Here is a 20334-nt window from a genome sequence, read left to right as displayed (position 1 = left end):
GGCGTTTTTCCTGACCGGGTTGAACCGTTAATTTTTTTTATCTGAAAAGCGGTTAACCATCAGCCTCTTGACCGTCTGGCCCCGTATTTCCTGCCTTTTTGTCGCCACAGAGATTAAAGCTGCTTATCACCCTGCCGATAAAACAGAGACTCCTCTCCCTGTTCGAAGCGACCATGTTAACGATCAACCATAACGAAACCGCCGCGATTACGAACAAAACGCGGTACAGCACTGACTCTGTTCTGGGACGAACGGTTGAACGGTTATCATCAGGGATGAGAATTAACAGTGCCAAAGATGACGCGGCAGGTCAGGCGATTGCCAACCGCATGACGGCCAATATTAATGCCGATGCGGTGGTAGCGCGTGGCCTCAATGACGCCATCAGCTATTCCCAGACCGCCAGTGGCGGCCTTGGCAGCATCGTCGATCTGCTGATCCAGGCGCGCACCCTGGCGGTCCAGGCCGCTAACGGCACGCTGTCGGACGCCGATCGACAGAGCATCAACGGCCAGTATCAGCAGATTATGGCAGGCATCAATGAAGTGGCAGACCACACTGAGATTTTTGGCCGCTATCCACTGGCGACTAATAATCCCGATCTACCGCCTGCGAAGCTGGGTAACGTTGACCCTATCAACACGAAGTTTCCGGTGCCGGGCAAGAATTACTCCTTCACCTCGGGCGTGATCCCGCTGGCCTATATCCCGGCAGGCTCGACGGCGATAAGCATCACCATTGACTCACTGGGTATGGATGACGACCTCCAGCTCTTTACCCGCGACGGTAAGCACCTGGTCGGTACACCGCTGGACGGCAGTGCGCCTGATTACACCTGGGCCAGCAAAAGCATCACTAATGCGGCTACCGCGGATAGTCGCCTGCTGACCAGCAGTAACGGATTTGCCAGCGGTGCGGCTTATGACAGCTCGCAGTTGCTGGAGGGCGGCCCGAGCTGGACGCTGGCGGGCAGTAACAGCAGCACCTACAACGGCATGAACATCACTTACAGCGGTGACGGCGATCGCTATGAGGATGTCGCCAGCGGCGATTTCAACAACGGCACCATCACCAGTAACCGGCTTGAGCGCATCACGCTGGATACCGTCAGCGAGGATTTGATTGTGGTGGTGGTGGGCAATGGTTCCTTCACCGGTAATCTGACCTGGGGAAATCTGCCGGAACCCAAAGGTGTGCCTGCGACGCCGCCGAAGAAGAGCGAACCTATGGAGGTGGTCACCAGCGCCGATTACGGTCAGCCGATCCAGTCGGATACTATTCCTGCAACGCCATCGGATACCAAAACGCTGGGGCTGAACAACACAACGCTGCTTACAGAGGGCGATATCTCAACCACCATGAAGGCACTGGATAGCGCGCTCGAGAAGATCAGCGGTTATCAGTCGACCTATGGCGCAAAGATCAACCGTTACGAGTCCAACCGTAATGTGTTATCGCAGCAGGGCGTGGATACCTCAGCGGCTCGCAGCCGCATACAGGATGCGGACTATGCTGAAGAAGCAAGCCAGCTGGCACGCAGCCAGATTATTCAGCAGGGTCAGACGGCCGTCAGCAAAATGGCGAATAAAACCCCTGAGATGATTATTCAGCTGTTAGGCAGCTAATAACGTTAACTGGCTGAGCATCATGGCTCAGCCGGTTACCCTGTTTCTCCACCACTCTACTACCCGCCTGATTCAGCCCCCAGCTGGCCCGAAACCCCGGTTACACTTCGACACCCTTTGATCTCAGTCACACAATCTCGTTTAAGAACCGTTTAAAGATGATCATGATCACCCTTCTTTGTTAAAGAAATGCTAAATACTGACAACTATTTATTATCATCTTTGAATGCAGGGTTAATTAAAACAACAGGTTAATCATTACCACGCTAAGTAATTACCTGAATTTTCCTGCCGGTATGTAACTTTTTCATTACTTTTCCGCCATTGCGAGGGCTGTTAATTTGCTGACGATACTGGGTTTTTCCATGGTTGTTTGCTTCATGTATCTGATCATGACCAAACGCATGTCAGCCTTGATTGCGCTGATCCTGATACCAACCATATTTGCGCTGATTGGCGGTTTTTACGCAGGTCTGGGTGCCATGATGCTGGACGGCGTCAAAAAGCTGGCCCCTACCGGCGTGATGCTGACCTTCTCCATTCTCTATTTCGGTCTGATGATCGATGCCGGATTGTTTGACCCACTGGTGCGCTTTATTCTTCGGATGGTGCGCGGTGACCCCCTGAAAGTGCTGGTCGGAACGGCGGTACTAACGCTGCTGGTTTCTCTGGATGGTGACAGCTCTACCACTTACATGATTGCCATTGCCGCATTCCTGCCGCTCTATCACCGGCTGGGCATGAACGTGTTGATGATGACCTGTCTGGTGAACCTTGCCAGCGGCATCATGAACCTCTCACCCTGGGGAGGTCCGACAGCCCGTGCCGCGGCGGCACTGCGCATTGACGCCCTTGATATCTTTATTCCGATGCTGCCAGCCATGCTGCTGGCCTGTGCCAGCCTGGTGGCGATGGCGGTGCTGTTTGGCCTGCGTGAGCGTAAGCGCCTTGGCGTGATGACCATGAAAGATCATCATCTCGACAACATTGAGCTGGGGCTGGGCGATGCCGAAGAGTGCGCAGCCAATCGCCGTCCGAAAATGTTCTGGCCTAACTTCATCCTGACCACCGTGCTGCTGGTGCTGCTGGTGATTGGTTTAATGCCGATTCAGATCCTGTTTATGCTGGCGTTTGCGATTGCGGTGATGCTCAACTATCCCACGCTGGAGGAGCAGAAAGCCCGCATCAGCTCCCATGCCGGTAACGTGCTGGCGGTGACCGCATTAATTTTTGCCGCCGGTATTTTCACCGGCATCCTCTCCGGCACCGGCATGGTTGACGCCATGGCGAAGAGCCTGCTGGCTGTGATCCCGCCCAGCTTCGGACCTTACCTGGCGGTGTTCACCGCGCTGGTCAGTCTGCCGTTTACCTTCTTTATGTCGAATGATGCCTTTTACTTCGGCATTCTGCCGGTTATCGCCCAGACGGCGGCCAGCTACGGCATTACCGCAGAAGAGATTGCCCGCGCTTCTATTGTCGGCCAGCCATTCCACCTGCTGAGTCCGCTGGTGCCGTCAGTCTACCTGCTGGTGGGTCTGGCGAAAGTCGACATCGGCGACCACCAGCGCTTTGCAATTAAGTGGGGGATTCTGGTCAGTCTGGTGCTGATGGCAGGCGGTCTGCTGACCGGTGCTTTCCCGCTGTTCCACACCTGATAATCCTCTGCTTTCTGGCGGATAACCGGCAATTTTGCCCGGTTATCCGCTTCACCGCTCCGCCTACTGCGTCATCCCTCTCTACACTCTATAGCCAGGCTGATGTGCTACGCGCCGGACAGGCCGTAGCCTCTCAGAAATATCCCCATTGCCCCTATGGAGGCCCGATGAAAATTCACCACCTTAACTGTGGCTGTATGTGTCCGCTGGGCGGCGCGTTCTATGATGGATTCAGTAAAGGCCTGAAAGCACATCTGGTCTGTCACTGTCTGTTGATTGAGACGGATCGCGACGGGCTGGTGCTGGTGGATACCGGCTTTGGTCGTCAGGATATCCATGCGCCCGGCAGCCGCCTGTCCGGCTTTTTCCGCGCATTAAACAATATTCAGCGCCGCGATGAACTGACCGCACTGTCACAGGTTACGTCACTGGGTTTCCGGGCTGAGGATGTGCGGCATATTATTCTGACCCATCTCGACTTCGATCATGCTGGCGGACTAACCGATTTTCCGCAGGCGCGAATCCATCTGTTGCAGCAGGAGGTTGATACCGCGCATCAGCGTCATAGCTGGCTGTCACGGGAACGTTACCGGCCCGGACAATGGGGTGGGATCAGGAACTGGGAGACCTATCAGCCGCAGGGAGAAAAGTGGTTTGGTTTTGAGGCGGTTAATCGCCTGCGTGACTTACCGCCGGAGATTTTGCTGGTGCCGCTGGCGGGCCATACGCCGGGTCACGCGGGTATCGCGATTCAGCAACCCGATGGCTGGCTGCTGCACGGCGGCGATGCCTGGTTTTACCGCGGCGAAATGCGGCAGCAGACGCGACACTGCACGCCGGGACTGCGCTTTTACCAGTGGATGATGGGCATGGATAACGTGGCCAGACGACACAATCAGCAGCGACTGCGTGAGCTCTCCTGCCAGCGCGGCGGCGAAATCACCTTTTTTTGCAGTCACGACGCCCGTGAGCTGGATGCGTTACAGGTTAATGCGCCGCTGCGCTGATGAGAAAATACCCGTATTCACTGATTCGAGCAGCATGGTGACCGGATGAAAACTCAGGGTTATGGTTTGTCAGGCGCCTGTTACTTTGTCGCTTTCGCGATTTCATATCCAGTCTTCTCACTTAAGCTTCCTTGTCATAGCTTATCATTGTACAATGATTTGTATTACTTACTACGGAGGTACTATGAGAGCAATCAGTTACAGCGAAGCCCGACAGAATCTGTCTGCCACTATGGTTCAGACAGTTGAAGATAAAGCGCCGGTATTGATCACTCGCCAGAACGGTGAATCCTGCGTGCTGATGTCGCTTGAGGAATATAACTCACTGGAAGAGACGGCATACCTGCTGCGGTCACCTAAAAATGCGCGCAGGTTGATGGATTCTATCGAAAGCCTGCAAAGCGGTAACGGGACTGACAGGGATATTATTGAGTGAAACTAACCTGGTCCGCAGAAGCCTGGGAAGATTATCTCTACTGGCAGGATGCCGATAAAAAAACCGTTAAAAAGATAAACGAGCTGCTCAAAGATGCCAGCAGGACGCCTTTTGAAGGCAAAGGAAAACCCGAGCCGTTAAAGCATAATCTTGCAGGTTTCTGGTCACGCAGAATCACGGCAGAACATCGGCTGGTGTACGCTGTCAGCGGGGATGCTCTATTGATTGCCTCATGCCGTTATCATTACTGACGGGCTCAGGAGCTTGCGCCTGAGCCCTTACAATGCACCAGTTTCAGCGGCGTAATCATCCACCGCAATCCGGATCGCCCGCCCTCTTTTTCAGCTGTGCGGAAAGCCAGGGCGCAGTCAGACTCTCTGCAGATGCGCTGACCTCTTCCGGTGAGCCGGAGGAGACAACCCTTCCTCCTTTAAGACCCGAGCCGGGACCCAGATCAATCACCCAGTCCGCCTCTGCCACTATGCGCATGTTGTGTTCCGCCATAATTACGGTATGACCACGCTTTACCAGTTCATCCAGCACTACCAGCAGCTTATCCATGTCAGACGGGTGCAATCCTGTTGAAGGTTCATCAAGCAGATAAAGCGTGGGCGTACGCTGGACCCGCTGCAGCTCCCAGGCAAGCTTGATACGCTGGCACTCGCCGCCCGACAGTTCAGTGGCGGGCTGACCCAGGGTCAGATATCCCAGCCCCAGCGACGTCAGTGCCTTAAGCGAACGCTGGATCCCGTCATGTCCATGAAACACCTTAGTGGCGTCGTCCACGGTCAGATCAAGCACATCCGCTATCGTCAGGTTGTTCCATTTCACCTCCAGCGTTTCGGGGTTATAACGGCTTCCCGCGCAGACGGAACAGGTTGCGGTAGCGCTCGGCATGAAGAGCAGCTCAATCGAAATCTGTCCCTGCCCTTCACAGGCAGGACAGCGTCCGGCTGGCAGATTGAATGAAAACCGGCTGGCGCTGAAGCCTTTGGCTTTCGCCGCGTCGGTGTCTGCAAACAGCCTGCGGACGATATCGAAAAATCCGGTGTAAGTGGCCAGATTTGAGCGTGGTGTCCGGCCAATAGGACGCTGATCGATTCTGACCAATCGGCCGATGGCGTCACTTCCGCTGACAACCTGACCCTTAACGTCCGGCACCAGATCCTCTTCCTCGCCCTCCTCGATGTCAGGCGTTTTGTCAAAACGTCCGAGCATTTCCGGAAGCACGCGATTCAGCAGCGTCGATTTTCCGGAGCCGGACACGCCGGTGACGGCCGTCATTCTCCCCAGAGGGATGGCGATATCCACTCCGGCAATATTGTTGCAATAGACCTGTTCAAAGCAGAGCCAGCTCTCTGCGGGCCGGCGCTGGCGCAGCCCGGTATAGTTTCGTGAGAAAAGATAGCCCGAGGTGGGTGACGCACTGACGTCTTCAAGCCCTGCTGGTTCGCCGTTATAGACGATCTCGCCGCCATGCGTTCCCGGGCCGGGGCCGACCTCAATGAGCCAGTCCGCCTCGGCGATGAGGTCAATATTATGTTCGACGACCACCAGCGAATTACCGGCACGCACCAGGTTCTTCAGGGATGCGAGCAGCGATTTGACATCATCGGGATGCAGCCCGGCTGACGGCTCATCCAGCACATAAAGCACGCCAAACAGCCGCGATATCAGCTGGGTGGCCAGACGCACGCGCTGTAGCTCGCCGGATGAGAGTACGGTGGTACGGCGTCCCGGCGCCAGATGACCCAGACCCAGCGTTTCCAGCTGCTCAAGCCGCATACAGATATCCGACGCCATCCGGATGACCGCCTCACGCAGTGCCGCCTCTGCCGGCAGGTCCGGTGATGCGCCACGCGCATAAGGCTTCAGCAGTTCAGCGAGCTCAGAGACCGACAGCTCACTCAGGCTGGCAATGTCATGACCGGCAAAGGTCACGGACAGCGCATCCCGGTTTAGCCTTTTACCGTGGCATTCAGAACAGGGAGTGACCGTCACAAAGCGCGCCAGCCGTTTCTTCGTCGTCTCGCTGCCACCCGAATAACTCTGCAGCACGATTTTTGCTGCACTGGTGTACGTGCCGGTATAAGCCGGCTCTTCGCCCGCCGCCAGCGCGTTTTCGCGCTGCTCAGCATTCAGACCGACAAAAATCGGCACCGATGGCTGTTCGTCAGTCAGCAGTATCCACTGCTGGTCGCGGGCTGAAAGCGTATTCCAGGGCGCATCGACATCGTAGCCGAGCGTCTCAAGGATGCTGCGCAGATTTTTGTTATGCCAGCCTCTGGGCCAGGAAGCGATAGCCCCCTGGCGGATGCTCAGTGAGCTATCCGGCACCATCGACTCGGTTTTAACGGTGTGCACTCTTCCCAGTCCCTGGCAATGCGGACAGGCACCTTCAGGATTGTTAGGCGAGAAAAAATCGGCGGTCATAAAGGGAACGCCTTCAGGCCTTACGCCCGCACGGGAAAACAGCAGACGCAGCGTGACAGAAATTCGGGTGAGGCTGCCCACCGTTGAACGCTCCTGCGCGCCAGCCCGGCTCTGCTGAAGCGCCACCGCGGGTGGAAGTCCGTCAATATTATCCACATCCGGCGCAGCAGCCTGATCGATCAGACGACGGGCATGTGGCGACACCGACTCGATAAACCGGCGCTGGGCTTCCGCATAGAGGGTATCAAAGGCGAGGGACGATTTACCGGAGCCTGAAACCCCGGTGAACACCACCATGGCGTTGCGGGGAAATCGCAGCGAAACATCTTTGAGATTATGTGTTCTTGCACCCTGTACCGAGATATAAGGATCAATGTGCTCATCAGCGCGGTAATGATCGGCGTTGCGTTGTTCTGTCATGATTTCCCTGATTGATAATGCACGGCAGATTCACGATCGCCTGCCGTTAATGACTAAAAATTGCAGATGCTAATCCGGCGTTCAGGCTATCCGGCCCGTTTGGGGATAGAAACAACAGCAAGGGTAGTCAGGGATCGCGGTCTGCACAACGCGAGGGGGGTTCATCGCTTCGTGGCAGCACAGACTGGTAAGCAGCATGTACAGGAAGCCTTCTTATCTCTTAAGAAAACCCTGGAGCAAACTTAAATAAGGCAAAGCCGTCACTAGCAAATCGCTTATGTGACTCTAATGTAGATTCCTGTGGTATCGATAAATGCAGGTCTATGTAAGGTATGGATATAGACAATGGGAAATGTTTAATACCCCAGGAACCTTTCTATAACCTTTATCTCTCTATGGCCAGGTATGCACCCCAGAGTGCCTGATGACGCCCCGCTCCCGTTATTCAGCGCGCTGACGGCATAAAAAATCATTTAAGACATAAGGATAGCGAAACCATGCCCATTTCTGAAATGATGCCGCGAGTGCCTGTAGGGAGATGAGGTGAAATTACCGTTTTTTATTATCCTGTCCCAGACCGTCAGGTTGTCAAGCATGAACGCGCGAGGTATTGTTTAAAAAGCATCAGGATGATGAATGAAGTGAACTTGTGGGAGCTGGCAGTGGATACGACTGAAGAACTCAATAACACCTATTTCTACGCAGTTAGACCGAACCTCACCGCTGGTGAGCTCTTTTTCATGATTTTCTGTGAAGAAGTCGCTGAACAGCTGGGCATTGATGACTTCGGAGCGATCGTGGCCATCCTGTCTGGACGTAATGTCCTGACTACCCGCACCAAACCGCGCGATGCTCTCAAAGGTACCTCCTATGCCTCACGGGCAGCACGCAGAGTATTCCCTAACGCCAAGTTTCCTTTCGGCATACAGCTCCCCACCATCGTAGGGGGATACCCGCCCCGGACCGCGCGTATCCTTTTTACGCATAAGCTCAGCACCTTTGTTGGTCGGGCGATACCCGTCGTGGGCTGGGTGATTCTGGCAAGAGACGTTGCCGATATCAGTTTCAATTCGGTCAGACTGTACAATGCCATCGCTCGCGGGGAGGATAAGTTATGGTAGATGACACACAGGCACGCGTAATGGCACTCATTGAGCCGTGGAACGGCCGATCGCTGCTTACGTTCCGGAAAAAAACACTCACGCCAGAGATGTCGCTTAATCAGGACATGAAGCTTGACCCGGAGGACGCTGCGGAATGCCTTCAGAACGTCTTCGATGCGTTTGGAATGGATTCTGATCTGGTGACTTTCAGCCTCTACTATCCAAAAAACCCGCGCGAGGCCATCCCTCTTACTATCGGGATGGTAATCGAGTCAGCCCGTGCCAGGCGATGGTGCTATGACTGATATGACCTGCTCCCCGTTGATTAGTACACCCCGATGTTAGTAATGTCTTCATAAGCCACATGAGGGCATCCCCATGAAGAAGCGTTTTCCTACGAACAGATCATCAGTATCCTCCGCGAGGCCGAAGCCGGGGTTTCTGCACGGGAACTCTGCCGTAAGTATGCTATTTCAGACGCTACTTTCTACACCTGGCGCAAGAAGTTTGGCGGCATGGAAGTCCCTGAGGTAAAGCGGCTTAAGTTACTTGAAGAGGAGAACGTCCGCCTTAAGAAGCTGCTCGCCGAAGCCATGCTGGATAAGGAGGCGCTTCAGGTGGCTTTGGGTCGAAAGTTCTGACGACAGACCAGAAGCGGGAAGCCGTGGAAGTCATATGTGATGCAACGGGTCTGTCGCAACGTCGTGCCTGCAGGCTGGCAGGTCTGTCTCTTTCAACCTGCCGTTATTCAGCTCAGCGTCCGGCTGCTGACGCGCAGCTATCTCTACGCATCACAGAGCTGGCACCTGAACGCCGTCGCTTTGGTTACCGGCGGATCTGGCAGTTATTGCGTCGTGAGGGCCTTCACGTCAACCACAAGCGGGTATACCGCATTTATCACCTTAACGGCCTGAGTGTGAAGCGCAGACGACGTCGTAAGGGTCTGGCGACTGAGCGGCTTCCGCTGCTTCGCCCGGATGCGCCCAATCTGACCTGGTCAATGGATTTCGTCATGGATGAACTGGCCACCGGTCGCAGGATCAAGTGCCTTAACTGCGTCGATGACTTCACAAAGGAATGCCTGACTGTCACTGTTGCCTTTGGGATTTCAGGCGTGCAGGTCACGCATATTCTGGACAGTATTGCGCTGTTTCGCGGATATCCGGCTACGATAAGAACTGACCAGGGGCCGGAGTTTAACTGTAGAGCACTTGACCAATGGGCCTTTGAGCATTGCGTGGAGCTGCGGCTTATTCAGCCCGGTAAACCGACACAGAACGGATTTATTGAGAGTTTTAACGGACGCTTTCGCGATGAATGCCTGAATGAACACTGGTTCAGCGATATTGTTCATGCCCGGAAAATCATTAATGACTGGCGGCAGGACTATAACGAGTCCAGACCTCATTCATCGCTGAATTACCAGACGCCGTCTGAATTTGCAGCAGGCTGGAGAAATGGAAAATCAGAAGGTGAACAAACCGACATTACTAACTGATCGTTGTATCTAATACTAGGGGCAGGTCACGAATAACGTACACACACTTAAGACGAGAGCTCTATACAACTTTCAATGTGGCCATTCTCCGTCAACGGGTGTCAGGTCTAAGTGATGCCATTAAATTGCCTACAGAATTTCAGTGTGATTTATGAAAAAAACCCGTCTGCGACGGGTTTTCAGGCATAGAAGGCGACAATCACCGATCCGGCATTACGGCTTTTTAAACTTGTCTTCGACTTTCTCTTTCGCTTGCGCGATTTTATCACCGGCCTTTTCCGCGAAACCCTCTTTATGCGCTGGCTCGCTGCCTGGCGTTACCGGACGGGTGTCGTGGTCAGCGCGGGCCTGACGCGTGCTTTCAAGCAACGGATCGGCCACAGTACGATTCCCGGTCAGCCGATCTGCGCCGAGAGGATCTGTACTGGCATGGTCAATATCCACTTCCTGACGGCGTACCGAATCGTTGATAGTTTCAACCCGATCGCTTGTCTCTTTGCGTAACACCACCTCTTCAATGATCTCCGCGGTCTTATTAATTACGGGCTGCTCATGCGTCTCTTCCACTTCGACAGTTTTTTCAGACCAGTCAACATGAGTGGGTGAACCTGATTCATTCACCGGACGACGGAAGATTGCGGCGTGCTGCTCATGCAGCGAGACATTTTCTGAGACCTGATCGGTGACAGTGTAGCGACGAACGCGGGTTGAACCTTCACTGACCAGACGTTTACCCACTTCCAGTCGCTCCTCGGCCAGACGCAGTACATCCTCGTCACTTTCGTCACCGGTCAGGGCGGTACGGGCAGCGCCACGATGGGCAGGATCGGTAGAGAGCGGATCGACGGCGGCATTATCCTGAAGCGTTCCACTGGCAGGTGCAGTCAGACCATCACTGGTCGCGTAACCGGGCGCGTAATCATCGGGCAGCGCCGCACTGCGCTCGGTAAGTTCTTCATGTGCATCAAGGATGCCCAGGGCGCGAGGTAACTCATCTTCATCGGCCCGCAGCGACAGCACTACTCCGCCGGTTCGCATCGCGTCTTCATACACTTCGGCCTGATCCTCCTCCAGCGTATTGCCGAACAGGCGTTGCCAGAAGCCAGGGTGACGGGCCTCCTGACCTTCGGTACGCAAACGATCACCGGAGATGATATCAATGTCATCATCCAGGAACCCGGCCTTGATCAGGTTACGCTTTGCACCCTCTGCCAGTGAGATATTGCTGAACATTGTTACGATTGTTTCACACGCCATGTTGTGTTCCTCGGTGATGGATTCGGACGGCTCTGAATAGGGTGTACGGGTCAGGTGAGCGTGCTGTTTGCGCAGGGAGACGACCTGTTCTGTCGCTTCCTCACTGACAACTTTGCGGATATGCCACTCCTCTTTCAGCACCAGATGACGAACGATCTCGATTTCCTCTTCAACGACAGGAATGATCAGAACGCCATTTTCTTCACGGATCTCCGGCATCTCAGCCAGCCGTTCCGATTTAGGAATGCGTTCTATTTCCGCCGTCTGGTGCCGGAGCATCAGCGCAATCTTCTGCTGATGCTCAGTGACCTGTCGGGTAACCCTGACATGACCGTCGATGACCCGCTGTTTTGAGACCTCACCGGTTTCCTCCGCCAGGCTTAGCACCTGGTCGCTACCCTCTGACCCTGGTTTTTCAGGAGGTTGATTGTTCATGTTTAACCTGCCTGTAATACAGAGCGATCATTTGTACTTTCCTTTACCTTGAGCATAAGTCACTGCTTTTCGGTTAGTTAAAGCCTGGCACAAACAATGACAAAAGATAGGAAAAAGCAGAAAAACGCCATTATATGAAGATAACGTGGTGCTAAAATCGATTAAGCGGTGCGGCAGATAAAAAACAGCTAACGAAGCGGCAGACAGTGAAATCTCTTTTATCGCGTGCGCGAAAAGAGGATCAATCAGGCGTTAACCCGACCCGAAGTGAATCAGGCATATCGGGTCAGGGGTTGAGCCATTCGCTTTCCTGCAACTCGCCGTTAGCCGAATAGCGAAACAGGGCGCGCTGATTTTCGTTTCGATGAAGCTGATAGGCGTCCAGCACACTGGCCTGCAAAATCACCACGCCAAAACGGGATTCCCCGGTTTCCGCTGCCGTCGCATCAGACGTCTCGTTAGCCGTTGTCCGCGCTTCCCCAGGAGGTCCGCCGGTGTAAGTCTGCCGCGTGTGCCGCGGTAACGCACGCCAGGCTGCCCGGGCAACATCACTTCCCGCCGCATAACACGCAACCCGCCCTGCCAGCCGCAACTGCAGGCGACGCTGATGGCAATATCCCACCACGGTGACCTGCGGATTCGCCGCCATCTCCTGCCACTTCGGGCTGCGAACATCCGTATGAAATGTCAGCATCCGGCGGTCGTCGGCACACTGGCGCAGAACCACGGTGCGCGCCTGAGGTTGCAACAGAGCATCGACCGTACAGAGCATCAGATAACGAAATCCACCCTGTGGATCGGTTGCAGATTCCTGCAGCGCAGCCCAGGCTCCAGTTTCAAACGTTTTCAATTCCATGGGGATTACTCTCATCAGGATCAATTTTCAGCCATCTGGCTAAAAGCGTAGCAATGAAGTGGGCAGAAGGCCTGACAGCGCAGCGATAAGAGCAAATGTGGCAAGCGGGAGCTGGACAATGCACGAGAGCAGGAGCTGTTGAGATAGCGTCGGGATTGCGGGATACCTCGCAGAGCGGCAAAAGCGCGTCCCGCCAGTCAGCCACTCTGTGTTATTTTTGCGCCATCGCCACAGAGATCCGATCCGCAGGGAGTTGCACGATGACAACTGAAGAGTCTGCTAAAGTACCGGCTGAAATACTGCTGAAAGTCACCTCGCCGCGCCTGACTTATCGGTCACTTCGGCAGGAAGACTGGCCCTTCTATCTGGCAGTCAGTCAGGATAGATCGGTGATGCAGTACATCAGCGATCCGCGCAGCGCTGAAGAGATCAGAACCCACTCATTTGATGTCCGCCTGCCCGCCTGGTACAAGGGCTGCAGGCACTGGCTCTGTCTGGTTATCGGAGAAAAAACATCCGGTGCTCCGGCTGGCTTTTGCGGGTTTATCGATCGCGGAGAGGGTATTGCGGAGTTTGGCTTTATTCTGGCCGCAGATGCGCAGGGCAAAGGCTACGGCAGCGAGTCTCTGCATGCCATTATCACCTTCTGCTTTGAACAGCAGAATTACCGCAAACTGATCGCGACGGTGACGGCAGGCAATGCGGCCTCACGCCGGACCCTGATTTCAGCAGGCTTTGTGCAGGAGGGGACGTTGCGGCAGAACTTCTTCCTCAACGGCCAGTGGCAGGATGACTGGATCTTCGGCTTGCTGAAACAGGAATACCAGCCCGCACACTCACCCTGAGGCGCAGACCATCAGCGTCGGGCATCCTCCGCTACGCTCGCCACAATCAGACCGATTAGCGTGGCGTAACGTCATAACCGCTGGCGATAGCGATAGCGGGCGCACTGTGCTCCTCTCCGCACAGCATCGCCTCAAAGTCCGCCGGCGTCAGTGGCTGGCACAGGCCATTGCCCTGCATAATGTCGCATCCGGCGGCCGTAACAAAAGCGATCTGCTCTTTGTCTTCCACCCCTTCGGCGGCCACCCGGATTCCCAGGCTTTTGCCGAGCGCGGTAATGGCCCGGAACATCATACGCACCCGCATGCTGGAACCCAGCTCGTGCGTCATCGACTTATCGATTTTAAAACCCGTCACAACGCTATAGCGCAGCAGGTTAATCGCCCCCAGCGTACGCCCGTAATGATCGATAACGAACGAGGCTCCCGTTCGGCGTACGGCGTCAACCTGAACCGGCATATCCTGCATCAGCACGGCCAGCAGTGGCTCATCCACTTCCAGCTCAACAAAACCGGCATCGCCTCCGGCACTCTCACGTATTACCGTCTCCAGGCTGTTCCCTGCCAGCTGGCGCGGAAACAGGTTAATGCTGACGCGAAGCTGAGGAGAGCGAACCTGCCACTGCCGGACCTGTGCCAGAGCACTGCGGATGATCCATTCACCCAGCGTGACTGAAAGCGGACTTTTAACCAGCATGCCGATAAATTCAGCCGGCAACAGCAGCCCGCGCGTCGGATGCTGCCAGCGCACCAGTGTCTCGCAGCCAATAAGCTTTCCGCTTTCAACGTCGTAGCGGGGCTGATAGTAAAGAGTGAACTGCTGCTGCCGCACCGCCGTTTCCAGTTCGCGCTCAAAACGGCGCCGCTGCTGCTCCGCTTCACGAAACGCGGGCATAAACAGCATGCTGCAGCCTTTACCCGACGCTTTGGCGCGATAGAGCGCCAGATCAGCGGCGGACATCACCGAAGAGGGATCCCTGCCGTGCTCCGGATAGGAGGCGATGCCGGTGCTGGCACCGACCACCACCGGTGAGTCGTGATAGCGGAACGGCGTCTGAACGGCCGCAATCAGTTTCTCCGCCGTGATCGCCGCCTCTGCGCTGCCGCCCGCTAACAGGATCACAAATTCATCACCGCCCAGGCGCGCAGCCGTCACGGCACTGGCGCAGACCGCACGAATCTGTTCGGCAACGTGGCACAACAACGCATCGCCTGCAGCATGCCCCAGCGTATCGTTAACCTCTTTAAAACCATCGAGATCGGTCATCAGTAACGTATAGGGGACGCCCGCCCTGGTCAGCTGGCCGACCTGATCCATAAACGCGCTGCGGCTGGCGAGACGTGTCAGCATATCCAGTGAGGCCAGCTCACAGAGCCGCGCCTCACTCTCATAGCGGGCCGTGACATCGCGGATGATCATGCCCACCAGCCGTTCGCCCTCTTCACGCCAGCCCGAAAAAGAGACCTCTGCCGGAAATTCACGACCTTCACGCGTAACACCCCATATCTGCAAAGAGCGAGGGTGCGAGATAGCCGCTTCGTCAGAGGTAATCCGGACCAGTTCATTACGGTAGTCAGCCTGGCAGCGAGCAGGGATCAGCTCGCTGATATACTGGCCGCGCATCTCCTCTGCGCTGTAGCCGAACAGCGCGGTGGCGGCCGGGTTCCAGAAGGTTATGCCACGCCGAAGGTCAGTGCAGACAATGGCGTCAGGCGAAGTGGATGAGATCGCCTCGAGTCGCTGCTGGCTGGTGTAGCGCAATAACTCCAGACGATGCATCTCCATGCGATCCATCACCAGTGCAGCAATATCGTTCAGATGCTTTCGATCCTCTGCAGTTAACGGCTCACGAGGATGGCTGTCGGTCAGGCAGACCGTGCCAATATGATGCCCATCCGGGGTCGAAAGCGGGATCCCCGCGTAAAAGCGGATAAAGGGGTAGCCGTGAACCAGCGGACTGTCGCGGAAGCGCGGATCTTTCAGCGTATCGGGCACGCAGAGGATATCGCCCTGCGCCAGCGTATGGTGGCAGAAGGCGACGTTGCGTGCCGTACCTGAAATATTTAAACCGTACCGGGAGGCGAAGAACTGCCGCTTTTCGTCGATAAGCGAGACAAAAGCGACCGGCACCCGAAACAGCCGCGCGGCAAGCGTAGTGAGGCGATCCAGCGCATCGGTCGGCGGTGAATCCATCAGATGATACTGCTTAAGTGCGTCGAGGCGAGCCGCCTCGGCATCATGATAAACTGGACGTTTCAGCGTAACTCTCCTCTGATGTTATCTGCTGTGGCTGGCCTGACACAGCATAAAGAGGACACGTTCAATCAGACAGAACGCGCAGAGTTCGCTGCCGATCCGTTGCCGGAAGAAAGGCCCGTCAGTAAACCCGGCAGCAACAGGTTGCCGCGCTGAGTCCGATAAAGCTGACACCGCAGACAGCGAGGCATCAGTTAACACGTTATCCCTGCCAGAGAGGGTGCGGCGGACCGCCCAGTATTATCTGGCCAGAGCATATCAGACAGGCGGTAATGCGCCTCGCTTAGGTCTGTATATCGGCCCGACATGACTTTACTTAAGAGAAAACAGAGGATGAACGCCTTACTTTTTCAGCTTTGGTACCAGTTGATAGTGCGGATGCTCTCCGGCGAGCAGCATCAGCAGTTCATACTCTCCCTGACTGAGCAGTGCAGGATTTTTCGATGCTTCTTTCGTCTGCCAGACACGCTGGCTAAGATCGAAACGCTCGGCTGCAATCTCCTGAGAGAGACCGGCCGCAAGGCGCAGCTCACGCACGTTGTGCTGGACGGCGACAGGCCGCTGTAAAATCTGATTTCCCATATAAACGCTCCGCATACGGTGCCCCGGCGAGATGGCCGGGCGGAAGAACACGCCTGCGGCCAAAACATAAATTTGAGTTAAGTTTTAACAGCCCGGCGTTTTACACTTATCAGGAAAGCGTAACGCACCAGTAAAAACAGAGAAAATAACCTGAATTATATTTAAATCGCTGCCCGGATAATTTTTGCACCGCCGAGAATAGTAATTGTCATTCTGAATGGTGGCGTTGATCGAATGATGATCAACGTCAATCACAGTCACAAAAAATGACCGTTTCATTCCTCTTTTAAAAAGAGTGAACGTTAATCGTTATTCCGTCCCGGACAGACATTATCTACAGTTCAGAAAAAATACGTTCAGGCTATGCCCGCGCAAACGTTGCCCAGCCGCCTTTTTCATCAGGCGTGACGCGTTTAGGCTCTACGGCAAGAGGGTGATGCGGCAGGGTAAAGCGCGTAATCACGCTGCCCAGCGTTTCAGTCTGTCCACTGAGACTGCCTGCCGTCGCCGAAACCTGCTGAACCAGCGTCGCATTCTGCTGCGTTACGCGGTCAAGTTCTGCAACGGCGACCGTGACCTGGGCAATCCCTTTGCTCTGTTCATCCGAAGCCAGCGCAATCTGTCCGATCAGTTCATTCACGCCGCCGACGCCGTGCAGCACGGCCTCCATGGTGGTTCCTGCGCTCTCAGCCGCCCGCCGGCCATCGTCAACGCGTGCCACGGTATCGGCAATCAGCTCTTCGATCTCTTTAGAGGCAGCAGCACTTCGCTGTGCCAGTGAACGTACCTCACTGGCGACTACCGCGAAGCCGCGGCCCTGTTCACCCGCACGGGCAGCTTCTACAGCGGCGTTTAACGCCAGAATGTTGGTCTGAAACGCAATACCATTAATAGTGGTGGTGAACTGCCGGATTTTTTCTGATCCCTGAGCGATGCTGGTGATGGCTGCTGATACCAACTGAACCAGTTCCACGCCCTGCTGAGTCGTATCCGTGGTGCTGGCAGCCAGTTCACGTGCCTCACGGGCATTCTCTGCATTGTGACGCACGGTGACGGTAATCTCCTCCATGCTGGCTGCGGTCTGCTCCAGCGCAGCAGCCTGAGTGGATGTCCGGTCGGAGAGATCGGCGTTACCCGCTGCGATGTCCCCCGCTTCACGATGAAGAATGGCTGCGTTGTCTCGGATAGCGCTGACCGTCTGCAACAGACTGTGCTGCATCTCTTTGACCAGCGGCACCAGTTGCCCGACACAGTTGCGCCCCAGATCTTCCGGTTCGCGCGTCAGATCGCCATCGGCAATAATTTTTAAATGACCGCGAATTTTACCTACCGGACGCACCAGATGGACGACCAGATAGCGGTCGCAAAACAGCAGCAACGCCACTGCCGCCAGCAGTGCTGCCAGCAATACTCCCTCAAGCCGATGCCGGTCAGCCTTCAGGGGTGCCTGATTCCGTGCCAGCTGCTGCGTCACCTTGTCCAGCTGCGCACGTGCAACCGTTGCATATTCTGAGGGGGTTGTCGTAAGTGCCGCGCGGACGTTATCCCAGTCAGCATCGGCCGGGGTTGAGGCGACGAGCGCGTTTTTATCGGCTGACGTACCGCTCTGCATGACGATAGCGCTGTGCGCCAGAAAGCTCAGTTGCTGCGTCAGAACGGCTGAACGATCGGTTTGACGAAAGATATCGCGCACGACCTGGCTGCTGTAGCCACCGGCCAGCACGACGATGCCCAGTGAGACGATCATCATCCACAGCACAACGCGGCGGATAGTGAAATGCCTGAGTGAATTCATGAGGTTTCCCCGATGTTGTCATTGGTGTAGTTAAAATTAAATAAAAAATAAGTTACGTCATCTACTTTAGTGCATTATTATATAGTGCACTATGTTTATACTCTGTATACTGGCAGGATATTTAAGAAATTAAAAGTTTTTAACGACAAAATAATAGAATCGTGATTACTAAAATATTTCGTTAAAGAAAAGTGATTTGCTATTCTGACCAGCAATGCCGTGCAGTGTGATAAAAAATAAATGGTCATGACTCTTTCTTTTTGCAGAATTTGCCTGTAGTCATGACATTATACCCTTCAATTTTTCTGTTTAATTTCGCGCCGTAATCAGCCGGTGCGGAGGAATCCATGCTTATGAGTCTCAGCGACGGCGACGATTGCCGTACGCGAACCCTGCACGCGCTGCGCAGTAACGACGAAAGTCGTGACGATGTGTTGCGACAGTTCGTCCGACTGGCCAGCCAGGCACTCGGTATACCCGGCAGCTTTATCTCCGTACTGGATGATGAGATGCAGCATGTTAAGGCTGCGCAAAATTTCACACTCACTCAATCCTCCCGGCAGGACTCGCTCTGCCGGCATGCAGTGGACAGTGACAGCACCGTGGTAGTACCCGATACGTTGCTGGATACCCGCTTTGCTGAGCATCCGCTGATTGTTGGCGCGCCTTTTATTCGCTTTTATGCCGGCGTACCGCTTAAAAGCAGCACAGGTCTGATACTGGGTACGCTGTGCGTGACTGACACCGCGCCTCATCCCTTTAATGCGGATCAGGTCGCCATGCTGAAGATGCTGGCGGCACTGGTGATGTCATTTCTTGAGGCCTGGTACTCGGCTGGCTTTGCCGACCCGGTAACCGGTCTGCCCAACCGCCAGCGTCTGATTCGCGACCTGCAGTTTCTTGCCGCCTCCGGTGACACCACGCCACGGCGGCTGGTGCTGATTGACTGTATCGATATGCCGCGCGCCTACGAGCTTGCGCGCTCAATGGGCATGGGACCGGTTGAAAGCCTGTTGAAAGATGTGGCGACACTGCTGCCGCTGCGCCTGAGGCCTGCGCCAGGAGAGATGCTCTACACCGTAGCCACCGGGCGCTTTGCCCTGCTGACACGTCAGGAGAGCAGACTCACTGCCAACTGGGTGGCAAACAAGCTGGCCGGGATCAGCGCGGATCTCGGCGATGGGCTGTCGGTTGCACTGATGACCCACACCGGTGAGGCGAGTTTCAATACCGGGGAGATGCCTGCCCAGGAGATCCTGCGGCGTGCGGTCAGCGCGCTGCACGAGGCCATCACACGCGACGTCGCCTCGATGCCTTTCAGTGAGGCCACTGATACGCGCCATACGCAGGACTTCACCCTGATGCATGACCTGGCCATCGCGATACGCCAGGATAAGGGGTTATGGCTGGCGTATCAGCCTAAAATCTGTCTGCACAGCGGCAAGCCAATTGGCCTGGAGGCCCTGATCCGCTGGCAGCATCCGCAGCGCGGCGAACTGTCTCCTGCACAGTTTTTACCCTTTGCCGTGCAAACCGAGCTGCTCAGTGAACTGACCACCTGGGTGACAGAGCACGCAATCGCCCGGCTCTCCCGGCTGCGCAACAGCTATATTCAGTTGCCCATCACCATTAACGTCAGCAGCAGCGATTTTTCACGTGACGGTTTTGCCGACGAGCTGGAAGAGCAGATGATCAGGGCGAAGCTCCCGGTTTCGCTGCTGGGCATTGAGTGTCTGGAGACGGAACGGATTCTGGAGAGCGCGACCGCAATGCGGGGGCTTGAGATGCTGAAACTTCGTGGATTCGGTATTTCACTGGATGACTTTGGTACCGGCTACAGCAACATCAGTTATCTGCGGCGCATTCCGCTGGATGTGATCAAGCTGGACCGTTCACTGATCAGCGAAATTTCATCTGACACCGCATCGCGCGTCATCGCCCGCAGTATTATTGCGATGCTTAAAGATCTCGATTATATGGTGCTGGCTGAGGGCGTGGAGAATGCGGAAACCGTTACGGTGCTGACCGAGTTTGGCTGCGACCAGGCGCAGGGCTTTTTCTACTCCAGGCCGCTGCCGGAAGCGGCACTGGATGAGTGGCTCGGCTGGCGATTACGCAGTAAGTGCTGAGCCT

Annotated in this window: 16 protein-coding genes; 10 read left to right on the top strand and 6 right to left on the bottom strand. The window is 55.3% G+C overall.

The window, feature by feature from the left end:
- The first annotated feature begins 173 nt into the window (after window positions 1-173).
- The 5 genes from HFD94_RS18045 to HFD94_RS18025 all read left to right on the top strand — a co-directional run bounded on the left by HFD94_RS18045 (window position 174) and on the right by HFD94_RS18025 (window position 4974).
- Window positions 174-1625 (top strand): flagellin, encoded by a 1452-nt coding sequence (locus HFD94_RS18045; RefSeq protein WP_158150241.1) that lies wholly within the window; start codon window positions 174-176, stop codon window positions 1623-1625.
- A 341-nt stretch (window positions 1626-1966) separates the two neighbouring features.
- The gene (locus tag HFD94_RS18040) at window positions 1967-3280 is read left to right on the top strand and encodes a CitMHS family transporter (RefSeq protein WP_010256858.1); all 1314 of its coding nucleotides are present in this window, start codon (window positions 1967-1969) and stop codon (window positions 3278-3280) included.
- A gap of 167 nt (window positions 3281-3447) precedes the next feature.
- Window positions 3448-4287: an MBL fold metallo-hydrolase gene (locus tag HFD94_RS18035; RefSeq protein WP_167433356.1), complete on the top strand. Its 840-nt coding sequence runs from the start codon at window positions 3448-3450 to the stop codon at window positions 4285-4287.
- 184 nt (window positions 4288-4471) lie between these two features.
- Entirely contained in the window at window positions 4472-4723 is a 252-nt protein-coding gene (gene yefM, locus HFD94_RS18030; RefSeq protein WP_010256861.1) for a YoeB-YefM toxin-antitoxin system antitoxin YefM, read from the top strand.
- Window positions 4720-4974 carry a Txe/YoeB family addiction module toxin gene (locus tag HFD94_RS18025; RefSeq protein ID WP_010256862.1) on the top strand — a complete coding sequence of 85 codons (255 nt, stop codon included), beginning with the start codon at window positions 4720-4722 and terminating at the stop codon, window positions 4972-4974. Before yefM ends, HFD94_RS18025 begins: the two co-directional genes overlap by 4 nt.
- 55 nt (window positions 4975-5029) lie before the next feature.
- Here HFD94_RS18025 and HFD94_RS18020 read toward each other — a convergent pair whose 3' ends face one another.
- Window positions 5030-7576: an excinuclease ABC subunit UvrA gene (locus HFD94_RS18020; protein WP_167433355.1), complete on the bottom strand. Its 2547-nt coding sequence runs from the start codon at window positions 7574-7576 to the stop codon at window positions 5030-5032.
- A gap of 662 nt (window positions 7577-8238) precedes the next feature.
- Here HFD94_RS18020 and HFD94_RS18015 point away from each other — a divergent pair.
- The 3 genes from HFD94_RS18015 (at window position 8239) to HFD94_RS18005 (ending at window position 10177) form a co-directional block, all read left to right on the top strand.
- Entirely contained in the window at window positions 8239-8697 is a 459-nt protein-coding gene (locus HFD94_RS18015) for an STM2901 family protein (protein ID WP_163800220.1), read from the top strand.
- The gene (locus HFD94_RS18010) at window positions 8691-8984 is read left to right on the top strand and encodes a DUF1493 family protein (protein WP_022624214.1); all 294 of its coding nucleotides are present in this window, start codon (window positions 8691-8693) and stop codon (window positions 8982-8984) included. Before HFD94_RS18015 ends, HFD94_RS18010 begins: the two co-directional genes overlap by 7 nt.
- A gap of 99 nt (window positions 8985-9083) precedes the next feature.
- Window positions 9084-10177, top strand: a protein-coding gene (locus HFD94_RS18005) for an IS3 family transposase (RefSeq protein WP_132499675.1) whose coding sequence is annotated in 2 segments (ribosomal slippage) — window positions 9084-9315 and window positions 9315-10177 — 1095 coding nt in all. Because the reading frame shifts where the segments join, the coding sequence is not laid out codon by codon here.
- A 213-nt stretch (window positions 10178-10390) separates the two neighbouring features.
- On the opposite strand, the gene HFD94_RS18000 is transcribed toward HFD94_RS18005, so the two are convergent.
- Entirely contained in the window at window positions 10391-11869 is a 1479-nt protein-coding gene (locus tag HFD94_RS18000) for a YsnF/AvaK domain-containing protein (protein WP_167433354.1), read from the bottom strand.
- Window positions 11870-12155: 286 nt separating this feature from the next.
- Window positions 12156-12725 (bottom strand): pyridoxamine 5'-phosphate oxidase family protein, encoded by a 570-nt coding sequence (locus tag HFD94_RS17995; protein ID WP_167433353.1) that lies wholly within the window; start codon window positions 12723-12725, stop codon window positions 12156-12158.
- Between the two features lie 260 nt (window positions 12726-12985).
- Here HFD94_RS17995 and HFD94_RS17990 point away from each other — a divergent pair, with 260 nt between their 5' ends.
- Entirely contained in the window at window positions 12986-13570 is a 585-nt protein-coding gene (locus HFD94_RS17990) for a GNAT family N-acetyltransferase (protein WP_167433352.1), read from the top strand.
- Window positions 13571-13625: 55 nt separating this feature from the next.
- Here HFD94_RS17990 and HFD94_RS17985 read toward each other — a convergent pair whose 3' ends face one another.
- From HFD94_RS17985 to HFD94_RS17975, 3 genes are all read right to left on the bottom strand, one after another.
- On the bottom strand, window positions 13626-15761 hold the full coding sequence (locus tag HFD94_RS17985) for a bifunctional diguanylate cyclase/phosphodiesterase (RefSeq protein ID WP_129063457.1): 2136 nt from the start codon (window positions 15759-15761) through the stop codon (window positions 13626-13628).
- Between the two features lie 405 nt (window positions 15762-16166).
- Window positions 16167-16406 (bottom strand): hypothetical protein, encoded by a 240-nt coding sequence (locus HFD94_RS17980; protein WP_010256895.1) that lies wholly within the window; start codon window positions 16404-16406, stop codon window positions 16167-16169.
- A gap of 361 nt (window positions 16407-16767) precedes the next feature.
- Entirely contained in the window at window positions 16768-18201 is a 1434-nt protein-coding gene (locus HFD94_RS17975) for a methyl-accepting chemotaxis protein (RefSeq protein ID WP_167433351.1), read from the bottom strand.
- 347 nt (window positions 18202-18548) lie between these two features.
- On the opposite strand from HFD94_RS17975, the gene HFD94_RS17970 reads away from it, so the two are divergent.
- The gene (locus HFD94_RS17970; protein WP_167433350.1) at window positions 18549-20330 is read left to right on the top strand and encodes a GGDEF and EAL domain-containing protein; all 1782 of its coding nucleotides are present in this window, start codon (window positions 18549-18551) and stop codon (window positions 20328-20330) included.
- Window positions 20331-20334: the final 4 nt, after the last annotated feature.

The organism is Pantoea sp. EKM20T (genome assembly GCF_011800485.1).
Taxonomy (GTDB): domain Bacteria; phylum Pseudomonadota; class Gammaproteobacteria; order Enterobacterales; family Enterobacteriaceae; genus Pantoea; species Pantoea agglomerans.
This window is presented reverse-complemented; position numbering and strand designations above follow the sequence as displayed.

Coding starts and splice junctions, on each gene's coding strand:
- HFD94_RS17980 (WP_010256895.1), bottom strand. CDS start 16,406: ATGGGAAATCAGATTTTACAGCGGCCTGTCGCCGTCCAGCACAACGTG.
- HFD94_RS17995 (WP_167433353.1), bottom strand. CDS start 12,725: ATGGAATTGAAAACGTTTGAAACTGGAGCCTGGGCTGCGCTGCAGGAA.
- HFD94_RS17975 (WP_167433351.1), bottom strand. CDS start 18,201: ATGAATTCACTCAGGCATTTCACTATCCGCCGCGTTGTGCTGTGGATG.
- HFD94_RS18010 (WP_022624214.1), top strand. CDS start 8,691: ATGGTAGATGACACACAGGCACGCGTAATGGCACTCATTGAGCCGTGG.
- HFD94_RS18035 (WP_167433356.1), top strand. CDS start 3,448: ATGAAAATTCACCACCTTAACTGTGGCTGTATGTGTCCGCTGGGCGGC.
- yefM (WP_010256861.1), top strand. CDS start 4,472: ATGAGAGCAATCAGTTACAGCGAAGCCCGACAGAATCTGTCTGCCACT.
- HFD94_RS17970 (WP_167433350.1), top strand. CDS start 18,549: ATGCTTATGAGTCTCAGCGACGGCGACGATTGCCGTACGCGAACCCTG.
- HFD94_RS18020 (WP_167433355.1), bottom strand. CDS start 7,576: ATGACAGAACAACGCAACGCCGATCATTACCGCGCTGATGAGCACATT.
- HFD94_RS18045 (WP_158150241.1), top strand. CDS start 174: ATGTTAACGATCAACCATAACGAAACCGCCGCGATTACGAACAAAACG.
- HFD94_RS18000 (WP_167433354.1), bottom strand. CDS start 11,869: ATGAACAATCAACCTCCTGAAAAACCAGGGTCAGAGGGTAGCGACCAG.
- HFD94_RS17985 (WP_129063457.1), bottom strand. CDS start 15,761: ATGGATTCACCGCCGACCGATGCGCTGGATCGCCTCACTACGCTTGCC.
- HFD94_RS17990 (WP_167433352.1), top strand. CDS start 12,986: ATGACAACTGAAGAGTCTGCTAAAGTACCGGCTGAAATACTGCTGAAA.